Origin of the sequence: Pseudomonas sp. A2, from assembly GCF_023100865.1 — a bacterium.
Lineage (GTDB): Bacteria > Pseudomonadota > Gammaproteobacteria > Pseudomonadales > Pseudomonadaceae > Aquipseudomonas > Aquipseudomonas asiatica.
In genome coordinates this window covers 1059316-1075792 of record NZ_CP039127.1, presented here as the reverse complement: position 1 = coordinate 1075792, position 16477 = coordinate 1059316, and the positions used below count along the sequence as shown (strand labels likewise).

11 protein-coding genes are annotated in these 16477 nt (G+C 63.3%); 3 read left to right on the top strand and 8 right to left on the bottom strand.

What is annotated here, in order from left to right; all coding sequences use genetic code 11:
- Window positions 1-114: 114 nt before the first annotated feature.
- The 3 genes from E5221_RS05080 to E5221_RS05070 form a co-directional block, all read right to left on the bottom strand.
- A complete protein-coding gene (locus E5221_RS05080) occupies window positions 115-2538 on the bottom strand; it encodes a TonB-dependent receptor (protein WP_247846943.1) in 2424 nt (807 codons plus the stop codon).
- A 108-nt stretch (window positions 2539-2646) separates the two neighbouring features.
- The gene (locus E5221_RS05075; protein WP_247846942.1) at window positions 2647-3609 is read right to left on the bottom strand and encodes a FecR family protein; all 963 of its coding nucleotides are present in this window, start codon (window positions 3607-3609) and stop codon (window positions 2647-2649) included.
- Window positions 3610-3629: 20 nt separating this feature from the next.
- On the bottom strand, window positions 3630-4127 hold the full coding sequence (locus E5221_RS05070) for a sigma-70 family RNA polymerase sigma factor (protein WP_247846940.1): 498 nt from the start codon (window positions 4125-4127) through the stop codon (window positions 3630-3632).
- Between the two features lie 494 nt (window positions 4128-4621).
- Here E5221_RS05070 and E5221_RS05065 point away from each other — a divergent pair, with 494 nt between their 5' ends.
- Window positions 4622-5785, top strand: a complete 1164-nt coding sequence (locus E5221_RS05065) for a type III PLP-dependent enzyme (protein WP_015269027.1) — start codon at window positions 4622-4624, stop codon at window positions 5783-5785.
- A gap of 90 nt (window positions 5786-5875) precedes the next feature.
- Here the strand turns inward: E5221_RS05065 and E5221_RS05060 are convergent, their stop codons facing one another.
- Both E5221_RS05060 and E5221_RS05055 read right to left on the bottom strand, forming a co-directional pair.
- On the bottom strand, window positions 5876-6625 hold the full coding sequence (locus E5221_RS05060; protein WP_043935357.1) for a tetratricopeptide repeat protein: 750 nt from the start codon (window positions 6623-6625) through the stop codon (window positions 5876-5878).
- 3 nt (window positions 6626-6628) lie between these two features.
- Window positions 6629-7309, bottom strand: a complete 681-nt coding sequence (locus E5221_RS05055; RefSeq protein WP_247846938.1) for a Fe2+-dependent dioxygenase — start codon at window positions 7307-7309, stop codon at window positions 6629-6631.
- A 221-nt stretch (window positions 7310-7530) separates the two neighbouring features.
- Between E5221_RS05055 and E5221_RS05050 the strand changes: the two genes are divergently transcribed.
- Together E5221_RS05050 and E5221_RS05045 are read left to right on the top strand one after the other, a co-directional pair.
- The gene (locus E5221_RS05050) at window positions 7531-9813 is read left to right on the top strand and encodes a TonB-dependent siderophore receptor (protein ID WP_247846937.1); all 2283 of its coding nucleotides are present in this window, start codon (window positions 7531-7533) and stop codon (window positions 9811-9813) included.
- A 262-nt stretch (window positions 9814-10075) separates the two neighbouring features.
- A complete protein-coding gene (locus E5221_RS05045; protein ID WP_247846935.1) occupies window positions 10076-12631 on the top strand; it encodes a sulfite reductase flavoprotein subunit alpha in 2556 nt (851 codons plus the stop codon).
- 177 nt (window positions 12632-12808) lie between these two features.
- On the opposite strand, the gene E5221_RS05040 is transcribed toward E5221_RS05045, so the two are convergent.
- The 3 genes from E5221_RS05040 to der form a co-directional block, all read right to left on the bottom strand.
- Complete coding sequence (locus E5221_RS05040) at window positions 12809-13600, bottom strand: amidohydrolase (RefSeq protein WP_247846934.1); 792 nt, start codon at window positions 13598-13600, stop codon at window positions 12809-12811.
- Window positions 13588-14736, bottom strand: a complete 1149-nt coding sequence (locus tag E5221_RS05035; RefSeq protein WP_182329073.1) for a pyridoxal phosphate-dependent aminotransferase — start codon at window positions 14734-14736, stop codon at window positions 13588-13590. The genes E5221_RS05040 and E5221_RS05035 overlap by 13 nt, the downstream gene beginning before the upstream one ends.
- Window positions 14737-14946: 210 nt before the next feature.
- The gene (gene der, locus E5221_RS05030) at window positions 14947-16410 is read right to left on the bottom strand and encodes a ribosome biogenesis GTPase Der (protein ID WP_013971029.1); all 1464 of its coding nucleotides are present in this window, start codon (window positions 16408-16410) and stop codon (window positions 14947-14949) included.
- Window positions 16411-16477: the final 67 nt, after the last annotated feature.

Below are 16477 nucleotides of genomic sequence, written 5' to 3'. Positions count from 1 at the left end.
TTGCCTGTGCCGGCCTCTTCGCGGGTAAACTCGCTCCCACAGGGTCGGTGCAAGGCTAAAGACCTGCGCGGTACCTGTGGGAGCGGGTTCACCCGCGAAGCAGGCGACGCGATGTCAGAACCCTACACTGGCCTGCACATAGAAGGTCCGCGGCTCACCCACATAGATGCCGGCATTGTTGTCGCTGGAGCGGGTGAAGTACTGCTTGTCGAACAGGTTCTTCACCCCCGCCGCCAGCTTCAGGTTGGACATCTGAGGCCCGAACTCATACCCGCCACGGGCATGCCAGGTCACATAACCCGGAATATCGCCAAACTGCCCGTCCGCACTCGGCTCGGTGATGTAGTCGCCGTTGAAGCTGCCATCGGCATTGATCCCGGTACCCGGCGCGCGCTGCTTGGATTGGGCGTAGGCATCCAGGTTCCAGGTCCAGTGATTGACCGCGTAACGCACGCCGGCAGTGGCCACCTGGCGTGAATAGAACGGCAGGTCACGGCCCTCGAAGCCAGGAATGTCCCCTTCATAAGTAGCGCGGGTATAGGTATAGCCACCGTTCACCGACAGCCCTTCCAGGCGCGGGTCCAGCCCGTCCAGGTCATAGCGCACCGAGGCCTCGATACCCTGGTGCTTGGTCGCACCGAGGTTGGTCCAGCCCACATCGTTGCTGATGTACTGCAGTTCGTCATCGAAGTCGATGTAGAAAGCCGTCAGCTCACCAGCAAAGCCGCCATTGTCATAGCGGGTACCGATTTCGTAGGTCTTGGCCTTTTCCGGCTCCAGGCCATTGGCCGTACTGTTGCCCGTACCACCCTGGCCCAGCTGGAAGTACTGCAGGCTGCCGAACGAGGTCTCGTAGTTGGCGAACACCTTCCACGCATCGGAGATGTGGTACATCACGCTCAGCGCCGGCAGCGGCTCGTTGCTGGTGATGCTGCGTTTCTTCTCCGGCACCGGCTGGCCGTTGGCACCGAGCACCGGGCGGTCGCGCCAGTCGGTGTTGATATGCTCGAAGCGGATACCTGGGGTGATGGTCCAGTTACCCACGTCGATCTTGTCGTCGATGTAGTAGGCACTGGCCTCGGTACCACCGCTGCGGTCCTGGAACACATGGCCGTCGGAGCCCGGGGCGGGCGTCGGCACGTTGTCGATCAGCGCCAGGCGGGTCGACTGCTCACGCATCGCTTCCTTCAGGTAGCGGTAGCCCACGCTGACTTCCTGGGTGGTCGGGCCGGCGAAGAAGATCCGCGACAGCCGTGGTTCGATGGCAAAGGTGTGGTAGTTGCGCGGGTACGACGACAGGGTCTTCATGTCGCGCGAGGCAATGGAGCTGCCGCGGAAGCTGTCGGTGTAATAGGTCAGCACTTCGAACTGGGTGGCGTCGTCGAGCTGCCGCTGCCACTTGAACGACACGTCCTTGCGCCGGCCGGCGAAGTAGTCGTAGTCGCGCAGCGACTGGTACGGGTTGCTGTCGTACTGCGCCTGGGTCAGGCCGCCAGGCATGTCGGCACGGCCGTCGTAGTAGTGGAAGTTGAGCCAGAACTCGTCAACGTCGGTCGGTGCCCAGTGGGTCTTGAGGATGACGTCGTCGATGTCGTTGCCGTTGTTGCTTTCACGGTAGCCGTTGCCATTCACCCCGGTGTACAGCAGCGCCACGCCCATGCCGTTGTCTGCCGTACCGCCGACGAAGGCCGACTCGGTGTGCTTCCAGCCGCCATGCTGGGAGGTTTCCAGGGTGGTGGACAGCTCGGCCGAGGGCTTCTCGGGGATTGCCCGGGTAACGAAGTTGATCACCCCACCGACGTTCTGCGGGCCATAACGCACGGAACCGGCGCCACGCACCACGTCGATGCTGTCGAGGTTGCCCGAGGAAATCGGCGCCATCGACAGCTGCGGCTGGCCATAGGGGGCGAAGGCCGCCGGAATGCCGTCGATCAGCACCGTTGAGCGTGGCGACAGGCGCGAAGTCAGGCCGCGAACGCCCACGTTCAGCGACAGGTCGCTGCCGCCGGTACCGTTGGAGTCCTGCACCTGAACGCCCGGGATGCCGCGCAGCACGTCACGCACGTTCATTGCGCCCTTTTCCACCATCGCCTCGCGGCGTACCACGGTGCGCGCGCCGGGGTGGTTCTGCACCACGCTCTGCTGGGCATCGCCCAGCCAGTCACCCACCACCTTGATGTCGGTGGGCGCGAGCTCCAGGCTACCGGTGGTGAGGGTGCCATCGACCTGGGCGGGCTTGACCACCACGGTGCCATGGGACATCTCGTAGGTCAGGCCGCTGCCTTGCAACAACTGCTGCAGCGCCTGCTCGGGCGCCAGCTGGCCGGACACCGCCGGGGCCTGCTTGCCGGCCACCAGTTCGGGGTTGAAGAACAGCTGCAGGTTGGTCTGCTGGCCCAATTGGTTCAGCGCCGATGCCAAGGATTGGGCCTGAATCTGAATAGTGGCGTCTGCGGCCTGGCTGTTGACGGCCACGGCGCTGACCGCCAGGGCCAGTGCCAGGGCGCGGAAGCCTGGGAAGGGATTGTTGTTGTTCACGTCGTCGAAACTTCCTGGAATACGGAATAAACGCCAACCGCATGCAAATGGAAATGCTTGGCAGTTGCAGCTGGCGGGGAAGACGAACGAGCGGAAAAAAACCTGAATCTATTTCGCGATTATTTCGCGCGAGCCATCTTCGTTGGCCTTGACGGCCACCGGCAGGATGCTCGGCAAGGCACGCAGCAGCGCGTCGGTGTCATCGGTGCTGAAGGTGCTGGACAACCGCAGCTGCGCGACTTTGCCGGGGGCAACCCGCAGCGGCTGGCTGCGGTAGCGCGAGGCCTCGGCCACCACCTCGGCCAGGGTGGCGTTGTCGAACACCAGCCTGCCTTGGCGCCAGGCAGTCAGGGCGCCGGTATTCACCGCATAGGGCGCGGCCACCTGGCCTTGTGCATCTATATGCGAGCCCTGGCCCGCCGTGAGCTGCGCCAGCGAGGCGCCCTTGCCCTGCACACGCACCGAGCCCTGCTCCACCGCCACGCGGGTGCTGGCCGGCTCCAGGCGGACGTCGAAACGGGTACCGGTGACAGTCACGCTGCCCTGGGCGGTGTCGACCACGAACGGCCTGCCACTGTCGTGGGCGACGGTGAACATCACTTCACCCGCCATCAGCCGGACATGCCGCTGGCCGGCACTGAAAGCGACCTGCACTTGCGTGCTGCCGTTGAGCTCAAGGTGCGAACCATCCGGCAGTTCGACCTGGCGGCGTTCGTTGAAGGCGGTCTGCAAGCTGCCCTGGTGATTCAGTTGCTGGTAGTGCCAGCCGCCCCAGCCCAGGCCCAGCGCCAGTGCGGCCACGCTGGCGGCCAAGGCCTGGCGCACGAAGCGCCGACGTGGCAACTGGCGTACCGGTGCCGGCTGGCACAGCGCTTCCAGGCGCTGGCGCGGGATGAAGTCGGTGGCCTGCCACAGACGGGCGAGCTGCTGGTACTCATCACGGTGCCGTGCATCGCCTTCCAGCCAGGCGTGCAGCTGCGCCTGCAGCCCGGCATCGCGAGGTGCATCCTGCACCCGGGCGAACCACGCGGCCGCCTGCTCGCGGACGGTATCGGTACCGTGCTGTTTCATCGAAAAGGTCTCCTGACTCATCATGCCGACACATCCAGGTGCTCGCGCAGATGCCGGAGCGTGCGGATCATATACTTTTCGACCATGTTCTTGCTCAACCCCATGCGCTCGGCGATCTCGGCCTGGGTCAGGCCTTCGAGCTTCTGCCAGATGAACACCTGTCGGCAATTGAGCGGCAGTTCGGCCAACGCCCGCTCGACACTGTCGGCCAGCTCCAGCGCATGCACGTAGGCCTCGGGGTCGCCACCGCCGCCCATGCCTTCGTCGAAAGCTTCCAGCTCCAGTGCCTGGCGGCGGTCCTCGCGACGGAAGCCATCCACGGCAATATTGCGTGCGGTCTGGTGCAGGTAGGCGCGTGGCTGCTCGACCTGCTCGCGCGGGTTTTCCAGTACCCGGACAAAGGCATCGTGGGTGAGGTCCTCGGCCTGCTGTCGACTGCGCAACTTGCGCGTCCAGGTGCCGATCAGCTCATGGTAGTGGTCGAGGAAGCCTTTGGATCCGGACACGGTCGGGGTCATCAGGGAGGCAGACAAGGGTGCGAATAGTAATGTTTCTCATCAAGGACGGCAATTCCGCCAGTCGGTAACAAAAAATTTATCGTCTTTTTCATGCACGGCAGTGCCAGGGAAATGTGGCCATAAATATGAACACCTGAGGCCCCTTCGCGGGCACGCCCGCTCCCACAGAAACCGCGAGATGCCTGTGGGAACGGGCGTACCCGCGAAGGAGCCAACGCGTTCCATTCCACTATTTTTTACGCTTGAAACACTTCGGGGAACATCAGCCGGTCACATGGGTCGGTTATTCAAATGGCAGGTCGTCGATCCGCGTCGATCACGCCCGGATTGCCTGTTGATTCTGCATTCTTCACGCCCTAAAGTGCGCGCCGAACGTCCATGCTGGAAACGATCCATCCGGCTCAAGTACTGAGTAGGCGAACCAAAGTGGGGATACGGAGGACGTTCAGTTTGCAGCCACTTAAATTTTCAGTTTGCCCATGGAGTCCCTGAGCATGTCGATCCAGGTCGAAGACTATTTCGCGCGTGACACCTTCCAGAAAATGAAGGCGTTTGCCGACAAGCAGGAAACCCCGTTCGTACTCATCGATACCCAGATGATCAGCCAGGCCTACGACGACCTGCGCGCTGGTTTCGAATTCGCCAAGGTGTACTACGCGGTCAAGGCCAACCCAGCCGTGGAAATCATCGACCTGCTCAAAGAGAAAGGTTCGAGCTTCGACATCGCCTCGATCTACGAGCTGGACAAGGTGCTGGGGCGCGGCGTCAGCGCCGACCGTATCAGCTACGGCAACACCATCAAGAAGTCCAAGGACATCCGCTACTTCTACGAGAAGGGCGTGCGCCTGTATGCCACCGACTCGGAAGCCGACCTGCGCAACATCGCCAAGGCCGCACCGGGTTCGAAGGTGTACGTGCGTATTCTCACCGAAGGCTCGACCACCGCCGACTGGCCGCTGTCGCGTAAATTCGGCTGCCAGACTGACATGGCCATGGACCTGCTGATTCTCGCCCGCGACCTGGGTCTGGTGCCTTACGGCATTTCCTTCCATGTCGGCTCGCAACAGCGCGATATCAGCGTGTGGGACGCCGCCATCGCCAAGGTCAAGGTGATCTTCGAGCGCCTGAAGGAAGAAGACGGCATCGAGCTGAAGCTGATCAACATGGGTGGCGGCTTCCCGGCCAACTACATCACCCGGACCAACAGCCTGGAAACCTACGCCGAAGAGATCATCCGCTTCCTGAAGGAAGACTTCGGTGACGACCTGCCGGAAATCATCCTCGAGCCGGGCCGTTCGCTGATTGCCAACGCCGGTATCCTGGTCAGCGAAGTGGTACTGGTTGCACGCAAGTCGCGTACCGCCGTCGAGCGCTGGATCTACACCGACGTGGGCAAGTTCTCCGGCCTGATCGAAACCATGGACGAGTCCATCAAGTTCCCGATCTGGACCGAGAAGAAAGGCGAGACCGAAGAAGTGGTCATCGCCGGCCCGACCTGCGACAGCGCCGACATCATGTACGAGCACTACAAGTACGGCTTGCCGCTGAACCTGGCCATCGGTGACCGCCTGTACTGGCTGTCGACCGGTGCCTACACCACCAGCTACAGCGCAGTGGAATTCAACGGCTTCCCGCCGCTGAAGGCTTACTACCTGTAACGCAAAACGGGGCCGCAAGGCCCCGTTTTCATTTGTGCTTTCCGCCCTCAGGCCTGTGCAACTCCCTGTAGGAGCAGCCTTGAGGGAGCCTCAAGCTTCGCGCCGTTCGATCTCCTCGGCATACCGCGCCGCAAAGGCCATCAACACCGGCCCGGCCTCCTGCAAGGTCACCAGCGCACTGCGCAGGAAATTCATGTTCCCCTCGACCCGCGCCCGCTCCAGCCAGGGCCCGGCTTCCGCCACCTGCCCCCGCTCGACAAGCACCAGCGCCAGGCTGAACATGCCACGAAAGTCCCCCGCCTCGGCCGAGCGCCGATACCAGCGCACCGCCCGTGTCGGATTGGGCGCCGTGGCGATGCCTTGTTCCAGGTAACGCCCGTACAGGTTCATCGACTTGGCATGCCCCATGTGTGCGGCCTTCTCGTAGCACATCAGCGCCTGTGCCTGGTTGGCCGGTATGCCGCGCCCGGTGGCCAGCAAGTTGCCCAGGTTGTACAGCCCCCAGTCCAGCCCGGCATCGGCCGCACGCGCATAGTGAATGGCCGCCTGCGCCTGGCTTGGCTCACCGCCCCAGCCATGCTCCAGGCAACGCCCCAGCATGTTGTGCGCCATGGCACTGCCGCCCTGCGCGGCGATACCGAACCAGCGCCTGGCGACGGCGGCATCCGCCTGAATGCCGCGCCCGTCGAGCAGGATCTGCCCCAGCAACAACTGTGCCTCGACCGCGCCCTGCCCTGCCGCCGCCAGGATCGCCTGGGCGGCCTTGCCAGGGCTTTCTTCCAGCATGGCCTGCAAACCGGCCACATCCACCACTTCCTCACGTCGCAACTGATAGGACACGGCTCAGACCTCGGCCCAGCGGCGCAGCAGGTTGTGGTAGGTGCCGGTCAACTGCAGCAGTGACGGATGGTCCGGCACATCGGCAGTCAGTTGCTGGATGGCATTGTCCATCTCGAACAGCAACGCCCGCTGGCTGTCCTCGCGCACCAGGCTCTGGGTCCAGAAGAACGCGGCGTAACGCTGGCCACGGGTAACCGGGTTGACCTTGTGCAGGCTGGTGCCGGGGTACAGCACCAGGTCACCGGCGGCCAGCTTGACCTGCTGCACGCCATAGGTGTCCTGGATCACCAGCTCGCCGCCGTCGTAGCTGTCCGGATCGCTGAGGAACAGCGTGGAAGACAGGTCGGTACGCACCCGCTCCGGGCTGCCCTTGGGCTGGCGCAGGGCGTTGTCGATGTGAAAGCCGAAACTGCCGCCTTCGCGGTAGCAGTTGATCAGCGGCGGGAACACCTTGTGCGGCAAGGCTGCAGACATGAAGCGCGGGTTCTGCCACAGGCGATCGATCAGCGCGCTGCCGACTTCCTTGGCCAGCGGGTGGCCTTCCGGCAGTTGCAGGTTGTGCTTGGCCTTGGCCGACTGGTAACCGGCCGTGATCTTGCCGTCGGCCCAGTCGGCCTGCTCCAGCGCCTCGCGGATACGGGCCAGTTCATCGGCGTGAAACAGGCCGGGGATGTGAAGCAGCATGGCGACAGCACCGTCGGAAAATGTAAGGCGCCAATGATATTGATTCCCTTTTGCGCTTCACAAGCCCCAATTGCCGCTTAAGACGTTTCAGCTTGATGAAACCGTAAAGGCAAATTGTAAAGATTGTAAATTCTTCACGAATGGTAACGACTCTCAATTGTGAGTCACAATTGCTTACATTAAGATCCGCGGCCTTACCACCTTGGGGAAGGTCCTTAGCAATGCGCCAGTACGTACCATCTGCAGTGAGTTCACCACGCCTGATCGTGTCTGCCATCGGCGTAGCCCTCAGCGCTTCGTCGGCCTACGCCGCCGACCCGGTCGCCAGCAGTGCTATCACCCTCGACGCCACCAGCGTCAACGGCAAGGCTGAACAGGCCAGCACCGATTACAAGGTCGACCAGGCGTCCTCGCAGAAGTACACCGCGCCGCTGGTGGATACCCCGCGCTCGGTAACCGTGATCCCGCAGCAAGTGATCAAGGACACCAACGCCCTGACCCTGCAGGATGCACTGCGCACTGTGCCGGGCATCACCTTTGGTGCCGGCGAAGGCGGCAACCCACAAGGCGACCGCCCGTTCATCCGCGGCTTCGACGCCCAAGGTGACACCTACCTGGACGGCGTGCGTGACACTGGCGCTCAAACCCGCGAAATCTTTGCCATCGAATCGGTGGAAGTGGCCAAGGGCCCGAACTCGGCCATCGGCGGCCGTGGTGCCGCCGGCGGCACCATCAACCTGGTGAGCAAACGTGCACACATGGGCAACTCGCTCGACGGCGCCTGGACCTGGGGCAGCGACCAGACCCAGCGCTACACCTTCGATGGTAACTACCAGTTCAGCGATACCGCTGCCGGCCGCTTGAACCTGATGACCCACGAAAGCAACGTCGCCGGCCGCGACAAGGTCAACTACGACCGTTGGGGTATCGCCCCATCGCTGGCCTTCGGCCTGGGTACTCCGACCCGCGTGAACCTCGACTACTACCATCTGGAAAGCGACGACCTGCCGGATTCGGGCATTCCGTACACCATCCCGACCGGCGGCAACACCGCACGCACCTCGGCGCACCCGAGCAAGCCGACTGACGGCGGCGACAGCGACAACTTCTATGGCCTGACCGGCCGCGATTTCCGCAAGACCCGCGTTGACATCGCAACCATTGGCATCGAGCACGACCTCACGGACTCGCTGACCATCAAAAACACCCTGCGTCACGGCAACAGCATGCAGGACTATATCCTGACCCAGCCTGACGACAGTGTTGGCAACGTCAACAACAACGGGGTCTGGCGTCGCGCCAACACCCGTGTTGGCAACACCGCCACCACAACCAACCAGACCGACCTGTTCGGTGAGTTCTTCGTCGGCGGCTTCAAGAACAATTTCTCCACCGGTATCGAGTTCACCAAGGAAGAGTCCGACCGCCAGAGTTACACAGTCACGCCAAACAGCAAACTCAGCTGCACTGGGCCTGGCAACGGCGGTAGCTGCACCTCGCTGAGCGACCCGAACCCGGATGACGCTTGGGACGGCACGGTCTCGCGCAACTACGCCGGTACCAAAACCAGCGGCAAGACACGTGCGATCTATGCTTTCGATACACTGGAGCTCACGCCCCAGTGGCTGCTGAACATGGGCCTGCGTTACGACCATTTCGATACCAAGTTCCGTACCTACGACGCCAGCGGCGCAACCGTCGTGAACAAGAACGGCGTACCTACCAAGGGTCGCGACAAGAGTGAATTCTTCACAGGCCAGTTGGGTCTGGTCTGGAAGCCTGCCGAGAACGGCAGCATCTATGTTTCCTACGCCACGTCCGCGACCCCGCCAGGCGCCATGCTCGGTGAAGGTACCGAAACCAACACTCTGCCAGGCACCACTGACCGCAGCGGCAATATCTTGGGCAGTGACCTGGAGCCGGAAGAAACCACCAACTACGAAGTAGGTACCAAGTGGGACTTGCTGGACGAACGCCTGTCGCTGGCAGCAGCGATCTTCCGCACAGAGAAGGAAAACGCCCGCGTTCAGGTGGACACCACCACCTACGAGAACGTCGGCGAAACTCGTGTACAGGGCATCGAGCTGTCGGCCAGTGGCAAACTCACCGACAAGTGGCAGGTATTCGCTGGCTACACCTACCTCCAGGCGCGTCAGATCGACGGAGGCCCGCTGAACAAGGCTAACGACGGCAACCAGCTGCCAAACACGCCGAACAACAGCGCCAGCCTGTGGACCACCTACTCCATTACGCCGAAGCTGACCATCGGTGGCGGTGCGTTCTACGTCGATGACGTGTATGGCAACGTAGCCAACACCACAATGGTGGACAGCTACGTGCGCTACGACGCCATGGCCGCCTACAAGCTGACCAAGAACGTCGACCTGCAGCTGAACGTGCAGAACCTGACCAACGAGGTGTACTACGACAAGGCCTTCTCTACCCACTTCGCCAACCAGGCGGCGGGGCGGACGGCTCTGTTGACCACCAGCGTCCACTTCTGATGCCGGGATCGGGTTGATCTGTTGAATGGGCTGCGCCTGTGCCGGCCCTTTCGCGGGTGAACCCGCTCCCACAGAAATATCACTGGACCTGAGGTCAGTGCAGTACCTGTGGGAGCGGGCTCACCCGCGAAGAGGCCGGTACAGACAACACAAGCCTGACTGACGAGCCCACCCTGCCCCGTTCATTCCCGTGAGCGGGGCTTTTGCGTATCAAGGCATAATGCACGCCGCGCAGTGTGCGGCAGAAACACAAGGTGATCATGTGGTGAAGAAGACGCTGTTCCAATTGCACTGGTTCTTTGGCATCACCGCTGGCCTGGTGCTGGCCTTGATGGGTATCACCGGGGCCTTGTACTCGTTTCAGGAAGAACTGCTGCGCGCGCTGAATGCCGATGTCCTGAAGGTCCAGGTGCGCCCGGAGGGCGTACTGCCCCCGGCCGAACTGGTCCAGCGGGTCGAGGCCCAGCAGCACGACAAGGTGGCGATGCTGTGGGTCGATGTACGCGAAGGCAACGCCGCACGCGTCTTCTTTACCCCACCGCCAGGCGAGCGCCGTGGCCAGTTGCGCTATGCCGACCCGTACACCGGCGAACTCAAGGGAGAAGTGGCCGGGCAAGGCTTCTTCAACCTCATGCTCAACCTGCACCGCTTCCTGGCCATGGGCGACAGCGGCCGGCAGATCACCGGTGCCTGCACCCTGATGCTGGTGTTCTTCTGCCTCTCCGGCCTGTACCTGCGCTGGCCGCGCAAGGCGCTGGACTGGCGCACCTGGCTGACCTTCGACTGGGCCAAGAAAGGCCGCGCCTTCAACTGGGACCTGCACGCGGTGGCCGGCACCTGGTGCCTGCTGTTCTACCTGCTGTTCGCCCTGACCGGGCTGTTCTGGTCCTACGAGTGGTACCGCGAGGGCCTGAACAAGCTGCTGGCCGACACGCCGGCCGCCGGCCAGCAGCAAAAGCGCGGCGAAGGCCGGGGCCGCCACGGGCCGCAGAAAATCGACAAGAACGCCCCGCCACTGGTGGTCGACTACGACGCAATCTGGGCCAATCTCAAGGACGCTGCCGGCCCGGGCCTGGCCATGTACAACCTGCGCCTGCCGCCGGTAGGCGGCCAGCCGGCCAACCTGTTCTACCTGCTGGATAACGCCGACCACCCACGTGCCTTCAACACCCTGGTACTGGACCCGGCCAGCGGCCAGGTGAAAAGACATGACCGCTACACCGACAAGTCCTTCAAGGCCCAGCTGCTGCAGAGCGTCTACGCCCTGCACGTGGGCGAATACTTCGGCCTGCCGGGGCGCATCATCGTCACCATCGCCAGCCTGACCATGCCGCTGTTCTTCGTCACCGGCTGGCTGCTGTACCTCGACCGCCGTCGCAAGAAGCGCCAGGTACGTGCCGCCCGTGGCAACGTCACCAGCAACACTGCCAGCGGCGATAGCTGGCTGATCGGCTTTGCCAGCCAGAGCGGGCTTGCCGAACAACTGGCCTGGCAGAGCGCCGGGCAGCTTCAGGCCGCCGGCCTGCCAGTGCAGGTACGCGCCCTGGCAGAACTGGGTGAAAGCGACCTGCGCCAGGCCCGCCGTGCGCTGTTCGTGGTCAGCACCTTCGGCGACGGCGAAGCCCCCGACAGCGCTCGCGCCTTCGAGCGCAAGGTGCTAGGCCAGCCTTGGCCGCTCGACAACCTCAGCTACGCCCTGCTCGCCCTCGGTGACCGCCAGTATCCGCACTTTTGCGGCTTCGCCCGCCGCCTGCAGGCATGGCTGGGTGAGCGCGGGGCCAGCAGCGCATTCAGCCCGGTGGAAGTGGACAACGCCGACCAAGCCGCGCTGCAGCAGTGGCAGCAGGAACTGGCGCAACTGACCGGCGCCCAGCCAGTGGCGGCCTGGCAGCCGCCGAGTTTCGGCAACTGGTCGCTGGTGCACCGCGAACTGCTCAACCCGGGCAGCCAGGGCCAGCCGGTGTACCTGCTGGGCCTGCGACCGGAGCAGCCCGCCAGCTGGGAAGCCGGCGACCTGGTGGAGATCCTGCCGCTCAACGGCCAGCCGAGGATCGACGCCTTCCTCGATGGCATGGCGCTGGACGGCGGGGCCAAGGTGCAAGTGAATGGCTTGGGCGAAACCCTCGCACAGGCCCTGTCCGGTCGCCAGTTGCCGACCCGTCGCGATCACTTGGTCGGTTTGCAGCCGCAGGCGCTGGTCGACGCACTGGTGCCGATCGGCAGCCGCGAATACTCGATTGCCTCGATCGCCAGCGATGGCGTGCTGGAGCTGATCGTGCGCCAGGAACGCCATGCCGATGGCAACCTGGGCCTGGGTTCCGGCTGGCTGACCGAGTACCTGCCGCTTGGGGGTATGTTGAGCCTGCGTTTGCGGCGCAACAGCAGCTTCCACCTGCCGGAAACGGCTGCACCGCTGGTGTTGATTGGCAACGGCACCGGCCTGGCCGGCCTGCGCAGCCTGCTCCGCGCGCGGGTGAATGCTGGCGAGCAGCGCAACTGGCTGCTGTTCGGCGAGCGTAACCGGGCGCATGACCTGCTGTGCGGCAACGAGCTGCAAGGCTGGCTGGACAACGGCGACCTGGCACGCCTGGACCTCGCATTTTCGCGGGACCAGGCCGAGAAGGTGTATGTGCAGGATGTGTTGCTGCAGCAGGCTGAAGAGTTCAAACGCTGGGTCGCGGATGGCGCCTGTGTGTATGTCTGCGGCAGCCTGCAAGGCATGGCTGCCGGGGTGGATGCGGCGCTCAACGGCATCCTCGGGGAAGCGGTAGTGCAACAGCTGATCGAGGATGGGCGGTATCGGCGGGATGTTTACTGAAAAATTGGCCTGAGCTAGCAACGCAGTACCTGTAGGAGCGGCCTTGTGTCGCGAAAGGGCTGCGTAGCAGCCCCGGCAATTCATGCATCGCTGCCAGGATCCTGGGGCCGCTCTGCGGCCCTTTCGCGACACAAGGCCGCTCCTACAGCGGGCCAATTCAAGCCATACAGTTCCGGCCTAGTGCAGCTCGAAGGTGTCAGCATCTAGGTTGGCCGGGAACTTGGCCCGGTAGGCCGCCAGTTCCGCCGCACTCAACACCGCGGTGAACACCCCGTCGGCCTCCCCGGCACTGAGCAGGCTCTCGCCCTGGAAGTCCAGCACCTGGCTGTCGCCGGAGTAGGCAAAGCCCTTGCCGTCGGTACCCACCCGGTTCACCGCCGCCACATAGCACAGGTTCTCGATACCCCGCGCCGGCAACAGGCGGTTCCAGTGCTGGCGGCGCGCAGCCGGCCAGTTGGCTGTGTACAGCAACAGGTCGGTGTCCTGGGCATCGCGGCTCCACACCGGGAAGCGCAGGTCGTAGCAGATCAGCGGGCGAATCCGCCAGCCCTTGAGCTCGAACTGCACCTGGCGCTCGCCCGGGGTGTAATGCTTGTGCTCACCGGCCATGCGGAACAGGTGGCGCTTGTCGTAATGCAGGATCTCGCCATCAGGCCGAGCCCACAGCAGGCGGTTGCGGTGGCTGCCATCGGCGGCCTGGATGATCACGCTGCCGGTAATCACCGTGTTGTACTTCTTCGCCTGGGCCTTCAGCCATTTGTAGGTCGGGCCGTTTTCCGGCTCGCACAGGCTTTCCGATTGCATGGAAAAACCGGTAGTGAACATTTCCGGCAGGATCACCAGGTCCACTTCGCCTACCTGCTCCAGCAGCACTTCGAAGTGCGCATAGTTGGCCTCGCGGTCGTGCCAGGCCAGGGTGGTCTGCACCAGGGCGACTTTCAGGTTCGGCAGTTGACTCAGATCGCGCATAGTTTTTCCGCTGCCTGACGCAGCGTCTCCTCTCGTTTGGCAAAGCACAGGCGAACCAGGCGTTGCTCGGGGATGGGTTGCTGGTAGAACACCGACACCGGGATGGTCGCCACGCCGTGCTCACGGGTCAGCCACAGCGACATGTCGACATCGTTCAGGTCCGGGCGGATCTGCGAATAGTCCACCAGCTGGAAATAGGTACCCGCCGTGCGGGTGAAGCGGAACCGCGAGCCCTCCAGCAAGCCGCAGAACAGGTCTCGCTTGGCCTGGTAGAAGGCCGGCAGTTCATCGATATGCTCGGGGTGCTCGGCCATGAAATCGGCCAAGGCGCACTGCAGCGGGGTCACACCGCAGAAGTTGACGTACTGGTGCACCTTGCGCAGCTCGGCGCTCAGCGCCGGCGGGGCGACCACGTAGCCGGTCTTCCAGCCGGTGACGTGATAAGTCTTGCCGAACGAGCTGACCACGAAGGCGCGCTGGTACAGTTGCTCGTGGGCCAACACGCTGGCATGGCGTACACCGTCATAGACCAGGTGCTCGTAGACCTCGTCGCTGATCAGGTAGATATCGCGGTCAGCGATAAGCCGGGCCAGTTGGTCCAGGTCTTCTTGGGTAATCAGCGCACCGCTGGGGTTGTGCGGCGAATTGAGAATGACCATGCGCGTGCGCGGGCTGAGGGCATCGCTGAACTTCTGCCAGTCGATGCGGAAATCGCCATCGCTCAGCTGTACATGCACGCAGCGCCCACCAGCCAGTTCCACGGACGGCTCGTAGCTGTCGTAGCAAGGGTCGAAGACGATTACCTCGTCACCGGCATGCACCACAGCCTGGATGGCGCAGAAGATCGCCTCGGTGGCGCCAGGGGTGATGGTCACTTCCTGGTCGGCATCCACCTGCGCGCCATACAGCCGCGCGACCTTGGCCGCCACCTGCTGGCGCAGGGCGGGCAGGCCGGTCATCGGCGAATACTGGTTATGCCCGGCGGCCACATGCCGGCCGACTGCATCGAGCAGCGCCTGCGGGCCATTGAAGTCGGGGAAGCCTTGCGACAGGTTGAGCGCGCCCGTCTGCACGGCGAGCTGGGACATGGTGGTGAAGATGGTCGTGCCGACATTCGGCAGTTTGCTGCGGATCATGGAGCCCTCTTTCCTGGGGTGTATCCGGCACGGGGTGGAGTCCGAGCATAGCGGATCGAGCGGTCAGGAAAAAGGTTGAAACAATAGGGGGATTTGCGCTGGATCAAAGGGCCTCTTCGCGGGTAAACCCGCTCCCACAGGTCCTGCACAGATTTCGAAAACTGTGGGTCCTGTAGGAGCGGGTTTACCCGCGAAGAAGTCGACGCGGAATCAGCGCTTGTCGCGGCGCTTCTTCTCGGCCTTCTTGTGATGCGACATCAGGCGGCGCTTCTTGTTGACCTGGCGGTCGGTGAGGGTGTTCTTCTTGCCCTCGTACGGGTTCTCACCGCCCTTGTACTCGATGCGGATCGGCGTACCGACCAGTTTCAGCACACGGCGGTAGGTGTTTTCCAGGTAACGCGAGTACGACTTCGGAATCTTGTCGGTCTGGTTGCCGTGGATCACGATCAGCGGCGGGTTGGCACCACCAAGGTGGGCATAGCGCAGCTTGATGCGGCGGCCGTTGACCAGCGGCGGCTGGTGCTCGCTCACGGCATCTTCGAGGATCTGCGTCAGGCGGCTGGTCGGCCACCGGGTTACCGCCGACTTGAACGCGGCCTGCACCGACTTGTACAGGTGGCCCACGCCGGTGCCGTGCAGGGCGGAGATGAAGTGGATGTCGGCGAAATCGACGAAGAACAGCCGGCGCTCCAGCTCGGTCTTCACGTAGTCACGCTCGCCCGGCTCCATGCCGTCCCACTTGTTCAGGGCTATGACGATGGCGCGGCCAGCTTCCAGGGCGAAGCCCAGCAGGTTCAGGTCGTGATCCACCACGCCCTCGCGGGCGTCCATGACGAAAATCACCACGTTGGCGTCCTTGATCGCCTGCAGCGTCTTCACCACCGAGAACTTCTCGACTTCCTCGTGGATCTTGCCGCGCTTGCGCACGCCGGCGGTGTCGATGAAGGTGTACTTCTCGTCATCGCGCTCGAACGGGATGTAGATACTGTCGCGGGTGGTGCCCGGCTGGTCGTAAACCACCACGCGCTCTTCGCCGAGCATGCGGTTGACCAGCGTCGACTTGCCGACGTTGGGGCGGCCGATGATGGCGATCTTGATGCCATCCTTCTCGCTCGGGCCCGGGATGCGCACCGCTTCCTCGCCTTCGGCGACTTCGGCGTCCAGCGCTTCCTCGACCTGGTCGCGTGGCAGGTGGCCGAGCACGGCCTCCATCAGCGCATTGATGCCGCGGCCCTGGGAGCCGGCTACCGGGATCGCGTTGCCCATGCCCAGCGGCGAGAACTCGGCGCGTGCCACATCGGCATCGATGTTGTCGATCTTGTTGGCAACCAGGATCGCTTCCTTGTTCCGCTTGCGCAGGTGCTCGGCGATCATCTGGTCGGCAGCGGTCATGCCGGCACGGGCATCGACCAGGAACAGCACATAGTCAGCTTCTTCGATGGCCATGAGCGACTGCTCGGCCATTTTCTCATCCATGCCCACTTCGTCACCGGTGATACCGCCGGTGTCGATCAGGATGAAGGAACGACCCTGCCAGGTGGCATCACCGTACTGGCGGTCACGGGTCAGGCCCGACAGGTCACCAACGATGGCATCGCGGGTCTTGGTCAGGCGGTTGAACATGGTGGATTTGCCGACGTTTGGGCGGCCCACCAGGGCGATTACGGGAACCATTCGGCTCTCCACTCTTGAATTCTTGAAAATGCAAAGGCCGCTGCAAGGCAGCGGCCGGAGTTCGGGC